The organism is Mycobacterium conspicuum (assembly GCF_010730195.1).
Taxonomy (GTDB): Bacteria; Actinomycetota; Actinomycetes; order Mycobacteriales; family Mycobacteriaceae; genus Mycobacterium; species Mycobacterium conspicuum.
The window spans coordinates 3080613-3097286 of record NZ_AP022613.1; the positions used below are offsets into that span (position 1 = coordinate 3080613).

At 67.7% G+C, this 16674-nt stretch carries 15 protein-coding genes; 8 read left to right on the forward strand and 7 right to left on the reverse strand.

The features are described from left to right. Both G6N66_RS14420 and G6N66_RS14425 read right to left on the reverse strand, forming a co-directional pair. Nucleotides 1-987, reverse strand: coding sequence for a D-2-hydroxyacid dehydrogenase family protein (locus G6N66_RS14420; RefSeq protein WP_085231044.1), 987 nt, complete (start codon nucleotides 985-987; stop codon nucleotides 1-3). A gap of 53 nt (nucleotides 988-1040) precedes the next feature. Continuing rightward, nucleotides 1041-1802, reverse strand: coding sequence for a cutinase family protein (locus G6N66_RS14425; RefSeq protein ID WP_085231061.1), 762 nt, complete (start codon nucleotides 1800-1802; stop codon nucleotides 1041-1043). A 333-nt stretch (nucleotides 1803-2135) separates the two neighbouring features. On the opposite strand from G6N66_RS14425, the gene G6N66_RS14430 reads away from it, so the two are divergent. After that, a complete protein-coding gene (locus tag G6N66_RS14430; protein WP_085231045.1) occupies nucleotides 2136-2642 on the forward strand; it encodes a MarR family winged helix-turn-helix transcriptional regulator in 507 nt (168 codons plus the stop codon). A 24-nt stretch (nucleotides 2643-2666) separates the two neighbouring features. Here the strand turns inward: G6N66_RS14430 and G6N66_RS14435 are convergent, their stop codons facing one another. The 3 genes from G6N66_RS14435 to G6N66_RS14445 are packed head-to-tail and all read right to left on the reverse strand — an operon-like array spanning nucleotide 2667 to nucleotide 4562. After that, on the reverse strand, nucleotides 2667-3215 hold the full coding sequence (locus tag G6N66_RS14435) for a thioredoxin family protein (RefSeq protein ID WP_085231046.1): 549 nt from the start codon (nucleotides 3213-3215) through the stop codon (nucleotides 2667-2669). A 28-nt stretch (nucleotides 3216-3243) separates the two neighbouring features. Beyond that, nucleotides 3244-3894, reverse strand: coding sequence for a DUF1345 domain-containing protein (locus G6N66_RS14440; RefSeq protein WP_085231047.1), 651 nt, complete (start codon nucleotides 3892-3894; stop codon nucleotides 3244-3246). Nucleotides 3895-3908: 14 nt separating this feature from the next. Beyond that, a complete protein-coding gene (locus G6N66_RS14445) occupies nucleotides 3909-4562 on the reverse strand; it encodes a cutinase family protein (RefSeq protein WP_085231048.1) in 654 nt (217 codons plus the stop codon). Nucleotides 4563-4701: 139 nt separating this feature from the next. On the opposite strand from G6N66_RS14445, the gene G6N66_RS14450 reads away from it, so the two are divergent. Both G6N66_RS14450 and G6N66_RS14455 read left to right on the forward strand, forming a co-directional pair. Then, nucleotides 4702-6147 carry a PecA family PE domain-processing aspartic protease gene (locus G6N66_RS14450; protein WP_085231049.1) on the forward strand — a complete coding sequence of 482 codons (1446 nt, stop codon included), beginning with the start codon at nucleotides 4702-4704 and terminating at the stop codon, nucleotides 6145-6147. Between the two features lie 87 nt (nucleotides 6148-6234). Next, nucleotides 6235-7809, forward strand: a complete 1575-nt coding sequence (locus G6N66_RS14455; protein ID WP_085231050.1) for a PecA family PE domain-processing aspartic protease — start codon at nucleotides 6235-6237, stop codon at nucleotides 7807-7809. Between the two features lie 7 nt (nucleotides 7810-7816). Here G6N66_RS14455 and G6N66_RS14460 read toward each other — a convergent pair whose 3' ends face one another. After that, nucleotides 7817-8092 carry a hypothetical protein gene (locus G6N66_RS14460; RefSeq protein WP_085231051.1) on the reverse strand — a complete coding sequence of 92 codons (276 nt, stop codon included), beginning with the start codon at nucleotides 8090-8092 and terminating at the stop codon, nucleotides 7817-7819. A 148-nt stretch (nucleotides 8093-8240) separates the two neighbouring features. On the opposite strand from G6N66_RS14460, the gene zwf reads away from it, so the two are divergent. Beyond that, a complete protein-coding gene (zwf, locus tag G6N66_RS14465; protein WP_085231052.1) occupies nucleotides 8241-9740 on the forward strand; it encodes a glucose-6-phosphate dehydrogenase in 1500 nt (499 codons plus the stop codon). Nucleotides 9741-9810: 70 nt separating this feature from the next. Then, on the forward strand, nucleotides 9811-10239 hold the full coding sequence (locus G6N66_RS14470; RefSeq protein WP_232079305.1) for a limonene-1,2-epoxide hydrolase family protein: 429 nt from the start codon (nucleotides 9811-9813) through the stop codon (nucleotides 10237-10239). A 35-nt stretch (nucleotides 10240-10274) separates the two neighbouring features. On the opposite strand, the gene G6N66_RS14475 is transcribed toward G6N66_RS14470, so the two are convergent. Beyond that, nucleotides 10275-11240 carry a GGDEF domain-containing protein gene (locus tag G6N66_RS14475; RefSeq protein WP_085231062.1) on the reverse strand — a complete coding sequence of 322 codons (966 nt, stop codon included), beginning with the start codon at nucleotides 11238-11240 and terminating at the stop codon, nucleotides 10275-10277. Nucleotides 11241-11356: 116 nt separating this feature from the next. Between G6N66_RS14475 and hrpA the strand changes: the two genes are divergently transcribed. The 3 genes from hrpA to G6N66_RS14490 all read left to right on the forward strand — a co-directional run bounded on the left by hrpA (nucleotide 11357) and on the right by G6N66_RS14490 (nucleotide 16584). Next, nucleotides 11357-15295 carry an ATP-dependent RNA helicase HrpA gene (hrpA, locus tag G6N66_RS14480; protein WP_085231054.1) on the forward strand — a complete coding sequence of 1313 codons (3939 nt, stop codon included), beginning with the start codon at nucleotides 11357-11359 and terminating at the stop codon, nucleotides 15293-15295. A gap of 226 nt (nucleotides 15296-15521) precedes the next feature. Beyond that, entirely contained in the window at nucleotides 15522-15869 is a 348-nt protein-coding gene (locus tag G6N66_RS14485; RefSeq protein WP_085231063.1) for a WhiB family transcriptional regulator, read from the forward strand. Nucleotides 15870-16281: 412 nt separating this feature from the next. Further along, entirely contained in the window at nucleotides 16282-16584 is a 303-nt protein-coding gene (locus G6N66_RS14490; RefSeq protein ID WP_269474952.1) for a WhiB family transcriptional regulator, read from the forward strand. Nucleotides 16585-16674: the final 90 nt, after the last annotated feature.

Below are 16674 nucleotides of genomic sequence, written 5' to 3' on the forward strand. Positions count from 1 at the left end.
TTAGCTGGATAGCGCCTCGGGGTTGGCGATCCGAATGGGCGTCCCGTCGAGCCAGCCCTGCACGGCTTCCACGGTGTCGCAATAGAAGGCGCCGAGCATTTCGCGCGTGACATAGCCAAGGTGGGGCGACAACGTCACGGTGGGTAGGAGCCGCAACGGATGCTCGGGCGGAAGCGGTTCGCTGTCGTAGACGTCGAGCCCGGCACCGGCGATCCGCCCCGCCGTGAGCGCGGCGATCAGCGCCGCCTCGTCGACGATCGGGCCCCGGGACGTATTGATCAGGTAGGCGTGCGGCTTCATCAGGGCCAGTTCCGGCGCGCCGACCAGCCCGCGGGTGCGTTCGGAGAGCACCAGGTGGATGGAGACCACGTCGGACTCTTCGAACAGCGCCGCCTTGTCGACCCGCCGCGCGCCGACCGCGGACGCGGCCTCGTCGGTGAGGTTTTGGCTCCACGTAATGACTTGCATGCCAAAGACTTTCGCGTATTCGGCCATGCGCTTACCGATCCGGCCGAGGCCCAGCAGTCCCAGCGTCTTGCCCGCCAAGGTCATCCCGGTGCTGGCCTGCCACCCGCCGGCACGCATGCGCAGGTGTTCTTCGGCAAGGTTGCGCACCGTCGCGATCATCAACCCCCACGCGAATTCCGGGGTGGCGTCGCGCACCGAGCGGAATCGTGGATTCGCGAAGTCCGAGTGGGCGACCAGGACACCGTGCTCGGTGGCCGCGGCCATATCCAGATTCGGCAGGGTCTTGCCGACGATGGTGATCAGCTTGAGGTTCGGCAGCCGCTCGATCAGGGTGCGCGGGAACGCCATCCGCTCGCGCAGGGTGCACAGCACATCGAAGGGCTGCAGGGCGTCTGCGGCTTGCTCCTCGGACAGGTGCCGGTCGAAGACGGTGATATCGGCTCGGGTCCGCACCTGCGACCAGTCCGCGAGGTCGAGGGCCACGCCGGCGTAGTCGTCGAGTATCGCTACTTGAGGCACGGTGTCGAACCTACGCGTGCGCGCAGTGCCGACCCGACGGCGCGGCGGTGTCGCTAGTTCCCCGGGCCCGGCTGCGGAGCCTGCACCACGGTGACCGGCGAAGGCGGCGGGGGAGCACTGGGTCCCGCGCCGAGCTTGCTGGCCGCGAACGCGGCTCCCTGGTCGACCATGCTGGCGTCGTCGGCGTAGGTGTCGTGCGCGGCGAAATTCATCCCGTCGGAACACACCGGGTCCTCGGGAGCGCACACCTTGATCGTCTTGGCCTGATAGCTCGGGCCGATGGCGATGGGCGGCTCCCCGAGGAAATTCATGGCCCGGACATTCGGCGTGCCGAACAGGACGACGGCGGCGACGTGGTTGGCGACGTCGGGGGACAGCGGTTTGGGCACGGTCGCCGGGTCGACCCCATCTGGCACGGCCGCCGAGGTGACGAAGCCCATCACGGCCGCACCTTGGGAGTAACCGCCGAGCACCATCTTGGTCCGCGGGCAGCTCGCGGCCTCCGAAACGACATGAGCGCCCGCGTCTTTGATGCCGTCGACGCCGGTGGACCACTCGTTGCTGGCGGGGTAGTTGACCGGATACACATCGACCGACTTCCCGGCGACGCGCGCACGCAGCGAATCGACGAACGCCTGGCCGGTGGGTCCGACGCCGGGCGGCTCTCCGGTACCGCGGGCGAAAGCGACCTCAACGTCGGGACACGGCTGGGCGGATGCGGAGGGCACAGCGGGCACGGGAAGGACGGCAGCCCCAAGACCCGATGCCGCGATGGTTGCAGAGCCAAGACAACGCCTGATGTGAAGTGCGATCATGCCGCATAGGTGCCCACCGCCGCGCATCGCAAACCAAGAATTTCGTTGTACGTTCGATCACCATTGCCGAGCAGCACTGGTTCATCAAAAATTCACGGGCCGCGCCCGACGCCAATACCGCACCCCCCGAACGTGGTTCGTGCGGCACCGGCGTGCGCAGCCGTAACGCCGACGAGACGTTCGGCACCGTTACGGGCCTGCCCGCTGACCGCATCGAGCCGGTTGCTCCTCGAATCGCCGTCGCCACGAACGCCGATGCTCATGAGCAAAGGATTTGCTATGAATACCGCTTTCGGTTCGCGGTTGGGGCGCACCCTAGGCAATGATGCTCTGATGACCACAGCACAGCGCCGCCGTAGCGCCCGCACCGAAGGACCCACGGCCGATCAGATCGAGGCGGTATCACGCGCGTCCCGCGCGTTGGTGGGTATCGCCGCCTCGTCCATAGCGTCGGTCGTCGACGACGTGACCGTGCCGCAGTGGCGGGTGCTGGTCATGGTGGATACCCGCGGCCCGCTGAACCTGGCCGCGGTGGCCGCCGGCCTCGACGTCAACCCGTCCAATGCCAGCCGCATCTGTGACCGCCTGATCAAGGCCGGCTGGCTTGACCGCCGAGAATCCCCGACCGACCGGCGAAACATCACGTTGAGCCTGACCGCGGACGGCCGCCGGCTGGTGACCAAGGTGGTCAGGCATCGGCGCAGGGCCATCACCAAGGCGCTGCGGGGGATGGCTCCCCGGGACCGTGAACTCGTTGCCACGGCGTTCGATCAGTTCGCCGCCGCGTGCGGCGAACCCGCCGAGGATGCGGTGTCGCTGATCTGGCCCGGCGGTTGGTGATCCGTCAACACCGGCTAGAACTGCTCAACGCCACTTGATACCGCAGCCGATCGACGGCCGCTGGTCCGGGTCGACCGCGCGCCCGGCGAGCACCGCATCGACGGCCGCGCGGACGTCGGCGCCGGTGACCGGCACGTCGTTGCGGGGCCGGGAGTCGTCCAGCTGGCCGCGGTAGACCAGTCGGCGATCGCCGTCGAAGACGAACGTGTCGGGGGTGCAGGCCGCCGAGAAGGCCCGGGCGACGTCCTGGGTTTCGTCGTAGAGGTAGGGAAAGGTCCAGCCGTGGCGGTTGGCCTCGGCGACCATCTGATCGGGCCCGTCCTGCGGATAGCTGACGACGTCATTGCTGGAGATGCCGACCATCGCGACGCCCTGGGCGGCGAGGTCGCGGCCGAGCGCGGCCAGCCCGGCGGCGACGTGCTGGACGTAGGGGCAGTGGTTACAGATGAACGTGACGACCAACGCGGGACCGGTGAGCTCGTCGAGGCTGACCGTCTTGCCGGTGGCCGGCTCGGGGAGTGCGAAGTGCGGCGCGGGGGTGCCGAGGGCGAGCATGGTGGACTCAATGGCCATGCCCGCCAGAGTAACTGGCGCGCGCGGGTCAGAGCTTGGAGCCCAGCCCCGCGATCAGATTGATCGTAACGGCCAGGACGACGGCGCCCAGCAGGTAGGCCACCAGCGCCTGGCGCAGCACCGTCGCCCGGATCGACGTCGAACAGATCTCGGTGTCGGACACCTGAAAGGTCATGCCGACGGTGAACGCGACGTAGGCGAAGTCGCTGAAGCGCGGCGGCTCCGGGTCGTGGAAGTTGATTCCCCCCGGCTCGCCCGAATAGTAGAGCCGCGCGTAGTGCACGGTGAACAGCGTGTGCACCGCGAACCAGGACGCCGTGACGGCAAGGACGCCGACGATCGCGGCGGCCAGCGCCTTGGCGCCGGTGTGCGACCCGGCCGCCACCACATACCCCACCCCGCCGAGGCTGGCGATACTCGCCGTCAGGACGACCAGGTCGGCGACCCAGCGGGTGGGATCCTCCCGCGTCGCCCACTTCCGGGTTTGCTCGGCGTCCATGCCGAGCACGATGGCCTGCGTCCAGGCGACGAACACGCCCGCAGCGGTGATCCAACCGACGAGCGCGAATCGCCATCCGACCGTATTGCCCACCGCGACAGCGACGATGACGCCGAGCGCCACGGCGACCGTCAACCGAACCGCGACCGTGTCGCGGGCCAACTCAACGACGGGCTTCATGATGCCAGCCTGGGTCAACGCCCCTGATTGACCTTGGTGGCCGCGAAATTCGCGGCCTGGTTGACCATGCCGGACTCGATGTAGGAAACGTGCGCGATGATGTTGCCGCCCCCGGAGCAGATGGGGTCGTCGGGGGCGCACAGGCTGATGACCCGGCTGTTGTAGGCCGCATTGATCGTCGGCAGCGGTTGGCCGCCCCACAACATGGTCGAGAACCCGCTGGACGGCTCGCCGAACAGGGCGACGGCGGCGACATGGTCGGCCACCGCGGGCGGCATCTGGTTGGTGGCCAGATCGATCACCGTCGAGCCCTGCGAATACCCGCCCAGCACGATCTTCGTCTTCGGACAACCGGCGACGATGCCTTGAATGTGAGCGCTGGCGTCATTGGCGCCGGCGTTGGCGCTGTTGTGGTAGTCGTCGTTCGCCGGGTAGTTGACCGCATAGACATCGACGGACTTCCCACCCAGCTGCGGGGTCAGCGAGTCGACGAAGGCCTGTCCCATGTTGCCCAGGCCGGGCTCCTGATGGGTGCCGCGCGCGAATACCACCGCCACGTCCGAGCAGGGATCGGCTGCGGCCGCGGGACTAAAAATCGGCGTGCTCAGCAGCGCCCAAGCCGTCAACAAGACGGCACCGACGGTGCGAGCAAGGCTGCGTGGACTCATTCTCAAATCCTGGCACACCTTCGGAATCAGCTTTGAGTCGACGTGGAGCCGGTCACCGGTGTGGCGAAAGCCGGGCTCCCCGGGCAGGATCTGGAGAGGCTGACCACACGCATCCGTGAAGGACCTAAAGGGGGCATAGGTGTCGCTTCTGGACGTGGTTCCCGAGCTGCTGGAGTCGACGGCAGCGGATCTGAAGAGCATTGGCGCGGAGCTGAATGCGGCGCACGCGGCGGCCGCCGCCCCGACCACCGGGCTGGTGGCTGCCGGCGCGGACGAAGTCTCGGCGGCGGTGACGGGCCTGTTCAGCGAGTACGGCCAGGCCTTTCACGCGCTCAGCGCGCAGGCCAGCTCGTTTCACGGCCAGTTCGTCCAGGCGCTGAGCGGCGCGCAAGGCGCGTATTCGGCCGCCGAGGCGGCCAACGCCGGGCCGCTGCAGGCCGCCGAACAGGCCGTGTTGGGCACCCAGTGGTTTTCGCCGTGGAAGGAGCTGACCGGGCGCCCGCTGGTGGGTAACGGCGCCAACGGCGCCAAGGGCACCGGGGCCAACGGCGGCGACGGCGGGTGGCTGCTCGGCAATGGCGGCAACGGCGGCTCGGGCGCGGCGGGGCAGGCCGGCGGCAACGGGGGTAATGCCGGGCTGTTCGGTGTCGGCGGGGCCGGCGGGACGGGCGGAGCATCGGACGGCAGCTACGCCGGCGGGGGCGGCGCAGGGGGCCGTGGCGGCTGGTTGTTCGGCGCCAACGGCAGCAACGGGTTGGCCGGTGGCAGCAACGTGAACGGCTCCGTGCCGTTGACCATCTATCAGACCACCGAGCCCCTCGTGAACGCCTCGGTCAACGGCGGGTCGACTGTGCCCCTGCTGTTGGATACCGGATCGACCGGTCTGGTGATCCCGTTGAAGGACATCGGTTTACAACATTTGGGGCTGCCGACCGGGGTCGGGATCGGCGCCTACAGCGGGGGATTGACCTACCTGTACGTCAAGTTCGACGGGACCATCAATTTCGGAAATGGGATTGTCACCTCGGCAACCCCCGTCGATGTCGTGATCTTCTCGTTCGGCGGGTCGTTCTCCAACTTCGTTTCCTCCGACGGCGCGGTCGGCATTTTGGGTGTCGGGAACACCACCGCAGGCCCGAACCACTACAGCCCGACGCAGGCGTTGCCGGGCAACCTCGGTCAGGGGGTGCTCGTCGACGAGCCGCACAATCAGCTGGTGTTCGGGCCCAACCCCTACACCCCGCTCGCAACCCTGAGCGACGGGACGACCACGAACGGACTGACTTATGTGGTCAGCAACTCGAACGGCACCGTCACGTCCAACCCCAACCCGAGCACGATCGTCGACTCCGGCGGCGTGTACGGAACCATCCTGCAGTCGCTGATCCCGGGCGGCACGGGTTCCGTGCCCAATGGGACGACGATCACGGTCTACGACGGCGGTACCGAGCTGTATTCGTACGTCGTGAACGGCAATGCACCGTCGGTCATCACCTCGGGCAGCCAGAACACCGGGTATATCCCGTTCACGCAGCGGCCGATCTACGTCGACTACACCAATCACGAACTGGTTTTCGACCAGTAGCGCCATGAAGGTGCTATGAAATCCGACGCGCGCCGACAGGCTCTGGATAGGCTGTAACCCACTCAATCGGGCGACAAGGGGGGCTAAGTGTCACTTTTGGACGTGACGCCCCAAGTGCTGGCGTCAGCGGCGGCGGACTTGCGGGGCATCGGCTCGGCGCTGGATGCGGCCCACGCCGCGGCGGCCGCTCCGACCACCGGGCTGCTGGCCGCCGGCGCCGACGAGGTATCGGCCGCGGTGGCGGCGCTGTTTTCCGGGCACGGCCAGGCCTTTCAGGCGCTCGGTGGGCAGGCCAGCGCGTTTCATGCCCAGTTCGTCCGGGCGTTGAGCGGCGCCGGGGCCGCGTATGCGGCGGCGGAAGCGGCGAACGCCTCGCCGCTGCAAATCGCGTCGGACCTCGCGTGGTTTTCGCCGTGGAAGGACATCACGGGCCGCCCGTTGTTCGGCGACGGCGCCGACGCGGCCGCGGGCACCGGAAAGGCCGGCGGCGACGGCGGGTGGATCCTCGGCAGCGGCGGCAACGGCGGGTCGGGTGGGGCCGGGCAAACCGGGGGCCACGGCGGTGACGCGGGTCTGATCGGCAACGGCGGCAACGGCGGCGACGCCGGGACCGGCAAGGCGGGTGGGGCCGGGGGTACCGGTGGGATCCTGCTCGGCAACGGCGGCAACGGTGGACAAGGCGGGGGCGCCGGGGGCGGTGCCGGCGGCGGAGGCGGCAACGCCGGTAACTTCTTCGGTTCGGGCGGGAACGGCGGCGACGGCGGTACCAACGCACCCGGCGGAGCGGGCGGAACCCCCGGCCGGTTGTTGGGCAGCTTCGGGGTTGGCGGGGAAACCGGGGCCACCCTGGGGCCGGGCGGGGTGTCGATGCCGATCTACCAGGGCACCGAGCCGGTGGTCAATGTCTCTGTCGGCGGCGGACCGAGCGTGCCCGTGCTGGTCGACACCGGGTCCACCGGTCTGGTCATCCCACTGCGCGACGTGGGGCTGTTCCACCTCGGCCTGCCCACCGGGATCGGCACGGGCGCGTACAGCGGGGGCCTGACGTACTTCTACGTCACGTTCAACACCACGGTGGACTTCGGAAACGGCCTGGTCTCGTCGATCCCGGTCGACGTCGTCATGCTCAGCTTCCCGACCCCGTTCGGGGGCTTCGCCGGCGGCAACGGCGCGGCCGGCATCCTGGGCATCGGAGTGAACGCGGGCGGCCCGAGCCCGGGCGCCTCACCGGTCAACGGGCTGCCTGACCCCACCATGAATCGGGGCGTGCTGATCAACGAGCCGCAGGGCTATCTGCAGTTCTCCAGCACCAACCCCCTTCCGGCATACAACCACGTTGACGGCGCGCCGGTCGGCAACCTGCTCGTTTCGGTCAATAACGGGCAGCAGGTGTCGGTTCCCGGCGCGTTCATCGACTCCGGCGGCGTGTACGGGACCATTCCGTCATCCGTCGGCGCGGTGCACCCGGGCGACATCATCACGGTCTACGACAGCATGGGTCACGAGCTGTATCACTATCAGACGACCGCAACGAACATCCCGACGACGGTGCCGGATGCCGGGATGAACACCGGGTTCGAGCCCTTCGCGCAGGGGCCGGTGTGGATCGCCCGCGACCCCAGCGGTATCGGGACAACCTACTTCGATTACCTGCCCACCTGAGCCGCCCTCAGCCCACGCGCTGCAGCGTGTAGTGCGCCGTCGTCCGGCTCGGGTCGGCCGCCAATCGGTCCACCTCCTGCCGGATCGGGTCGACGGCGCCGCCGAACGCGCCCGGGCAGCCGTCGGGACACGAGACCTCCCACCACATGTCCGCCTGATGCGTGGGCCACGCCGTCAACTGCTGCTTATCGCGCGGCTTGTAGCCGATCTGGGCGGCGTTCTTGACGAGATTGCCAACGTGGTGGCGCGCCGGGCAGAAGAGCGAGACGTCGATTCCGTTCATGCTCGCTATTCTGCGCCGCCCGGCGCGACGAATCATCAGGGCCCGGAACGGCTTCGGCGAACAGGGCGTGCCATTCGGCACGTGGACATTTTGTGAACGAACACCCGCAGGGCTGCGAACACGGCGCGGCGGTGGAAGTATCGCGGGGGTGGCCACCAAGAAACCGCAGACGATCGCGTATCCGGCGCCGGGTTCACGCCCGCGCCGCCACGACTACGACCCGCTCGATCCCCACGTCATCGTGCTGTTCGGCGCGACCGGGGATCTGGCCAAACGCAAGCTGATCCCCGGCCTGGCGTACCTGGATCAGTCCGAGCTCGCGCCCGACATCCACATCATCGCGACGTCGCTGGAAGACCTCACCGACGACGAGTTCCGGGAACTGGCCAAAAGCGCGATCGACTCGTTCGGCGCCCACAAGCTCACCGACGAACAGTGGGCCGACTTCGCCAAGATCATCCGGTACGTCCCCCAGGGCGCCGGACCCGCATCGCTCGCCGCCGCCGTCGCCGAATCCGAAGTCAACCTCGGACCGAACACCCGCCGACTGCACTACCTGTCGGTGCCGCCGAAAGCGGCGCGCGACGTCATCACGACGCTGCGCGAGGCCGGCCTCGTCGAGCGTTCCCGGGTGGTGATGGAGAAGCCGTTCGGCACCGACCTGGCCAGCGCGGTGGCGCTCAACGATTTCGTGCACGAGACGTTCGACGAATCCCAGATCTTCCGGATCGACCACTTCTTGGGTAAGGAAGCGGCCCAGAACATCCTGGCGTTCCGCTTCGCCAACGGTCTGTTCGAGCCGATCTGGAACCGCAACTTCATCGACCACATCCAGATCGACATCCCGGAGACCTTGGGACTGGACGAGCGGGCCAACTTCTACGAGAGCACCGGCGCGTTTAAGGACATGGTCGTCACGCACCTGCTGCAGGTGATGGCATTCGTCGTCATGGAACCGCCGACGGCGCTCGAACCGTATGCCATCAGCGAAGAGAAGAACAAGGTGTTCCGGTCGATGCTGCCCATCAACTGTTCGGACGTGGTGCGCGGCCAGTACAGCGGCTACCGCGACACCCCCGGGATTGCAAGCGATTCCGACACCGAGACGTTCATCGCGCTCAAGGTCGGGATCGACAACTGGCGCTGGGCCGGCGTGCCGATCTATCTGCGCACCGGCAAGCGGATGGCCGAGGGCATCCGCATCATCTCGATCGCGTTCAAAGAGGCTCCGCGCAGCATGTTCCCGGCGGGGTCGGGGGTGGGCACCCAGGGTCCCGATCACCTCACGTTCGACCTCGCCGACAACTCAAAGGTGTCGCTGTCCTTCTACGGCAAGCGTCCCGGGCCCGGCATGAAGCTCGACAAACTGTCCATGCAATTCTCGTCGAGAGAGATCCCGTCCTCCTCCGCCACGCTGGAGGCCTACGAGCGGCTCATTCTCGACGCCATGCGGGGCGATCACACGCTGTTCACCACCGCCGAGGGCATCGAATCACTGTGGGAGCGTTCGCAGGCGCTGCTCGACGATCCGCCGCCGGTCAAGTCCTACCCGCCCGGCACGTGGGGCCCCAACGCCATTCATCAGTTGATCGCGCCGAACGCGTGGCGGTTGCCCTTCGAGCGGGGATGGCGCGAGGCCAAGGCCTAACGCAGCAAAAAACTGACTCTTCCTCTGGAACCCGGAAGACGCTTATTGTCAACGAATGACGAAAAGCGTTGTGGCGAAGAACAAGACAGAACAGCTGGTTGTCGATTTTATACATGCCGCTTACGGCGAGCGGATGGACGTCGACACGATGGTCGGGCTGATCTCTGACGATTTCGCCTGGCAACTTCATGTCCCACTGTCACCGGTGATCGTCGGGCGCGACGCGGCGCGCGCCGAACTCGAAAAGCACAGCCAGCTTTCGACCGGCATGATCGAGGGCAGCGAAATCCGCACCATCGTGTCCAACGACGACACCGTCGTCGTCGAGCGCCTCGACATCAATGCCATGAACGGCGTTGAGGTTTCGTTCAACGTGGTGGCGATCTTCCAGGTCCGCGACGGCAAGATCACCCACTGGCGCGAGTACTGGGACGCCTCCCATGTTGCTCGCCAGCTCGGCATCGACCCGTCGGTCATGTTCGATCCGCTTAACGCCTGAAAAGCCAAGCGCACCAGGCGATTTCGAACGATGCCTTAGCGCGACCTCGCGCGCTTGGCGGCGTAGAGACTGGCGTCGGCGCTCGCGTATAGCGCGGCGACATCGGCAGCGTCGCCCCGATCGGCCGCCGTCCCGATGCTCGTCTCGGGCGTGTGCAGCCGGACGCCGGCGATGAAGCGCTCCGCCGCCGTCGGCGTCGCGCCCGTCCGCTCGGCGATGCACACCGCGAACTCGTCGCCGCCCAGCCTGGCCAGGACGGCGTTGGCGGGCGTCAAGTCGCGCCAGCGCTTCGCGCAGCCGATCAGATGCTCGTCTCCGGCCAGGTGCCCCTCGATGTCGTTGAGCTGTTTGAGGTTGTCGATGTCCAAGGCGATCACGGTGACCGTGGCTGCCGCGGAACGTGATCGGGTCAGCAGGTCGGCCGTCCCGATCTCCCAGCCGGCGCGGTTGAGCAAGCCCGTCAGCGGATCGGTGCAGGCGGCGGCGACCAGCGCCCGCATCACAAAGCCGAACGACTCGGCAGCCCCGAAGATCGCGACGACGAAGATGGCGTAGTCGAGGTAGAACAGCTTTGGGGCGGGGGCGACCGCAAGGGCCAGCACACACGCGCCGGTGAGCGCAGTGACCAGGATCAACCCGCGGCGCGGCGAGTAGAAGGCACGCAGGTACATCGCCAGAAACATCGGCGCGATGAGGCACGCGAACTCGGCAGTGATCGCAACGTGGAAGGCCATCACGATGGGTGTGGCCGCCATCGCCGCCGCCGTCGCGGGCGCGGTTTTGTCGGGCCGCGCGGCAAGCCACAGCAGCGCCGCCAGGCCGAGGGCAATCGCGACGATGCCCCCGATCGGCTGCCCGCCCTTCATTCCTCGATGGATTGGGAAGAGGGTGAACACCACGCCCCAGGTGAACAGGAACGTCGTCGCGCCAAGATAGATCCTGAGCAGCCGCGCCTGTTGGTTGCCGTAGAAGCCGCTTCCGGCGTCAGCACGCAGCACCAGCCGGTTTCGACGAGTCGTCCGACCCGGCAGCTTGAGATGCATCCCGTCAACACTCCTGGTCACATGGTCCGGCTTCTGCACCGTACTGGACGTTGGCCTTGCCTATTGTGGTCGGAATGGCCGAACCCTCCAGCGAGACGCCCGCGGCGGCTTTGGCGGCGCTGCGCAAGCGACTGGACGGCCTGACCATTCGCGATGCCGCGCACTTCGGCAGGCGGCTGAAGAAGCTGCGGGGCGCCACGCCCGAGAAGCTGCGGCCGCTCGCCACCCAGATCGCCAAGGCCGAAGCGCTGGTGGCGACGCGGCAGGCCGCCGTCCCGGCGATCACCTATCCCGATCTGCCGGTCAGCGAGCGGCGCCGGGACATCGCCGACGCGCTGCGGGCGCACCAGGTGGTCGTGGTCGCCGGTGAAACGGGGTCGGGCAAGACCACTCAGCTGCCCAAGATCTGCCTCGATGCCGGTCGCGGCATCCGCGGCACGATTGGGCACACCCAGCCCCGGCGGCTGGCTGCGCGCACGGTCGCGCAGCGGATCGCCGACGAACTGGGCTGCCCGCTGGGCGACGCGGTCGGCTACTCCGTCCGGTTCACCGACCAGGTCAGCGACCGCACCCTGATCAAGCTGATGACCGACGGCATCCTGCTCGCCGAGATTCAGCGCGATCGCCGCCTGCTGCGCTACGACACGTTGATCCTCGACGAGGCCCACGAGCGCAGCCTCAACATCGACTTCCTGCTCGGCTACCTGCGCGAGCTGTTGCCGCGCCGACCCGACCTGAAGGTGATCGTCACATCGGCGACGATCGAGCCGCAGCGTTTTGCCACACACTTCGGTGGAGCCCCGATCGTGGAGGTGTCCGGGCGCACCCACCCCGTCGAAATCCGGTACCGGCCACTGGAAGTCGTTGCGTCCAGCTCCGACGACGATTCCAGCGACCCCGACGATCCCGATCACGAAATTATCCGCACCGAGATCCGCGACGAAATCGAGGCGATCGTCGACGCGATCCACGAACTTGAGGCCGAACCACCGGGGGATGTCCTGGTGTTTCTGTCCGGTGAGCGTGAAATCCGCGACACCGCAGAGGCTTTGAGCGGCAGCCTCAAGCACACCGAGGTGCTACCGCTGTATGCCCGGCTGCCCACCGCCGAGCAGCAGAAGGTGTTCGCACCGCACACCGGACGCCGCGTCGTGTTGGCCACCAACGTCGCCGAGACATCGCTGACCGTGCCGGGAATCCGCTACGTCGTCGACCCGGGCAACGCCCGCATTTCGCGCTACAGCCGACGGCTGAAGGTGCAGCGGTTGCCGATCGAACCGGTGTCGCAGGCCTCCGCCGCCCAACGGGCCGGCCGCTCCGGCCGGTTGGCGCCCGGGGTGTGCATCCGCCTGTATTCCGAGGAGGATTTCGCCGCCCGCCCGCGCTACACCGATCCCGAAATACTACGGACCAATCTCGCCTCGGTGATCCTGCAAATGGCGGCGCTGCAGCTCGGCGAGGTCGAGAACTTCGGATTCCTCGACCCGCCCGATCCGCGCAGCATCCGCGACGGCGTGCAACTTCTGCAGGAGCTGGGCGCCTTCGACGCCCACGGCGCGATCACCGGCCTGGGCCGTCGGCTCGCGCGCCTGCCGGTCGACCCCCGGCTGGGCCGGATGATTCTGCAGGCCAAGACCGAGGGCTGTGTGCGCGAGGTGCTGGTGCTGGCCGCCGCGCTGTCGATCCCCGACCCGCGCGAACGGCCGGCCGACCGCGAGGAGGCCGCCCGCCAGAAACACGCCCGCTTCGCCGACGAGAACTCCGACTTCCTGACCTACCTAAACCTCTGGCGATACCTGCGCGAACAGCGAAAGGCATTGTCTGGCAGTGCCTTTCGGCGGATGTGCCGCAACGACTTCCTGCACTTTCTGCGGATCCGGGAGTGGCAGGACCTCGTGGGGCAGCTGCGCAGCATCGCCCGCGATCTCGGAATTCACGAGTCCGACAAGCCCGCCGACCCGGCCCGGGTGCACGCCGCGCTGCTCGCGGGGCTGCTGTCGCACGTGGGGATGCGACGGGAGGATGCCCGCGACTATTTGGGCGCGCGCAATTCGCGCTTCGTGCTGGCGCCGGGTTCGGTGCTCAGCAAGCGGCCGCCGCGCTGGGTCGTGGTGGCAGAGCTGGTCGAGACCAGCCGGCTGTACGGGCGGACCGCCGCGCGCATCGGGCCCGAGGCCGTCGAGCGGGTGGCCGGTGACCTGGTGCAGCGCACCTACAGCGAACCGCACTGGGACGCCGAACGCGGCGAGGTGATGGCCGTCGAGCGGGTCACGCTGTACGGCCTGCCGCTGGTGGCGCGCCGACGGGTCGGATACGCCTCGGTGGAGCCCGTGGTGGCGCGGGAATTGTTCATCCGGCACGCGCTTGTGGAGGGTGATTGGCAGACCCGCCATCATTTTTTTCGCGACAATGCCGTGCTGCGCACGGAACTAGAGGACCTGGAGGAGCGGGTCCGCCGTCGCGACCTGCTGGTCGGGGACAACGACATCTACGCGCTCTACGACGCCCGCATCCCCGCCGATGTCGTCTCGGCGCGGCACTTCGACGCGTGGTGGAAAAAGCAGCGGCATCGGACACCGGATCTGTTGACCTTCAGCCGCGACGATCTGCTCCGCACCGCCCACGCCGCCGATGACGATCGGCCGGACACCTGGGAAGCGGGCGATGTCGCGCTGCCGCTGACCTACCGATTTCAGCCGGGCGCCGCCAATGACGGTGTCACCGTGCACGTTCCGGTCGACGTCCTGGCGCGGTTGGGGGGCGACGAATTCGCATGGCAGGTACCGGCGCTGCGTGAAGAGCTGGTGACCGCGCTCATCCGCTCGCTGCCAAAAGAGTTGCGGCGCAACTTCGTTCCGGCCCCCGATACCGCGCGCGCGGTGCTGGCCGCGATCGACCCGGCACAGGAACCGCTGCTGGACGCGCTGCAGCGCGAACTGCGTCGTCGCACCGGGGTTCTGGTGCCCATCGACGCCTTCGACCTGGACAAGCTGCCGGCACACCTGCGGGTGACGTTCGCCGTCGAATCCAGCGACGGCACCGAGATCGCCCGCGGCAAGGACCTCGGCGCGCTGCAGGAGCGGCTGGCGGCGCCGGCACGGCGCGCGGTGGCCGCCACAATCGGCGCCGAAGTGGCCGACCTGGAGCGCAGCGGGCTGCGCAGCTGGCCCAGCGACCTGGAGGAACTGCCTCGAGTCGTGGAACGCACGGTCAAGGGACGCATCGTGCGGGGCTTTCCCGCCTTGGTGGACGCGGGAACCGCCGTGGACCTGCGGGTCTTTGCCACGCCCGGCGAGCAGGAAAGCGCGATGGGCGCGGGCACGCGACGGCTGGTCCGGTTGAGCGTCGCCTCGCCGGTCAAAGCGGTTGAGCGGCAGCTGGATCTGCGGACCCGCCTGGCGCTCGGCGCGAACCCGGACGGCTCCGTGTCCGCGTTGCTCGACGACTGCGCCGACGCCGCGACGGACGTGTTGGTCGCCGGGCCGGCGTGGTCGCGCGCCGAGTTCGCCGCGCTGCGCGATCGGGTGGCGAACGAACTGGTGCCAACGACGGTCGACGTCGTCGCCCGCGTGGAGAAGGTGTTGTCCGCGGCGCAAGAGGTGCAACTCTTGCTGCCCGAGCGGCCGTCAGCAGCGCAGCGCGACGCGATCACCGACATCAACGCCCAGTTGGGACGGCTCATGCCGGCCGGGTTCGTCACCCGCACCGGAACTGCGCGCCTGGCCGATCTGACCCGCTACCTGATGGCGATCGTTCGCCGCCTCGAGCGGCTGCCGCACGCGCTCGGCGCCGACCGGGAGCGGATGCAGCGGGTGCGGGCCGTGCAAGACGCCTACGACGAGCTGGTGCACGCTTTGCCGGCGGCGCGGGGGAGAGCCGCCGATGTCCGTGACATTGCCTGGCAGATCGAGGAGCTGCGGGTCAGCCTGTGGGCCCAGCAGCTCGGCACCCCGCGTCCGGTAAGTGAGCAGCGGATTTACCGGTCGATCGACGCCGTGCACGATCGTCCCTGAGCTCGCGCGACTCGTAGCCAAGGCCGGTTTTCCAGCCGCCGCGTACAGGTCGGCGAAAAGATCTAGCACGCGCGTGCCAGAAAGCGTTGCGCAATCGATGCCGAACAGCTACCTTAGGCAATCGGGAGATCTGCATCACACCTCTGGGCGTGGCGGCTGAACCCAGGACCATCTTCACCAAAGGGGAGCGGCCGAGCGTGCGGGCCGGGATGAAGGGAAGACTTTGTTGTCAGAATCACGGCCCGCCGCGCGTCGACTGAACCTAGTTCCGGTCAACAGCAACCTGCGCTCAGTGACCGAAGGCGACCGCTCGTGGGTCGCGAAAGCCCTGTGCAGGAGCGCCGATCCCGACGAACTTTTCGTGCGGGGAGCCGCGCAGCGCAAAGCGGCCGTCATCTGCCGGCACTGCCCCGTCATGCAGCAGTGCGCGGCCGACGCCCTCGACAACCAGGTTGAATACGGCGTCTGGGGCGGCTTAACCGAACGTCAGCGCCGGGCAATGCTCAAGGAGAACCCCGACGTCGTGTCGTGGTCGGAATTCCTCGAAAAGCGCAATAACCGCTCGGCCGGATAGCGCGAGATAGCGCCTGGCCAGCACCCCGAGTGCTCCTCCAGCGGCCAAAGTAGCGCGCTTCCTCATTGCGTTTCTGTTACGGCTCTCGGGCGATACCGGGTTCCCGGCCATTAAATCAACACGCGCACAAGGCGGCCAACACCACCAGTTGGTGAACGGCTTGGGCCAACTGCGGAACCGCTTCAAGTGCAGTAGTCGACTACGCTACTGAGCCCCCGCGAGGGCAGTGACGATATAGCCGGTTGTCATTTGCCAGCTCGGAGGGCTACTCGTGTCGGTCATCAGCGTCAGCCGTTCGCAGCCGGTAGCAGTTTCTTCTCGGCAGGGCGGCCGCGGCAGCGTGCGGCCGGTGTGAAGGGACCCTCGATTGTCAGAAATACCGCCTTCCGCGCAACGACCGAACCGCACGGCGCTGAGCAGCGTTCTACCCATCGTGACCGAGGGTGAGCGTGCCTGGGTCGCCAAAGCGCTGTGTAGCACCTCGGATCCCGACGAACTCTTCGTGCGGGGGGCCGCCCAGCGCCGGGCGGTGGCGATCTGCCGGCACTGCCCGGTGGTGCGGGAGTGCGGGGCTGAAGCGCTCGACAACCAGGTCGAGTACGGCATCTGGGGCGGCATGACCGAACGCCAGCGCAGGGCACTGCTCAAGGAGCACCCCGAGGTCGTGTCGTGGGCCGAGTTCCTCAGCAAACGCAAGCCACGCTCCGTCGGCTAGTTGGCGCCGGATCTGTTGTCTGACAACGAATTTCGCCATTGCGAATTCATGGCAATCCACGATTGCTAGGCTTTTCGGTGTCGTGATAAG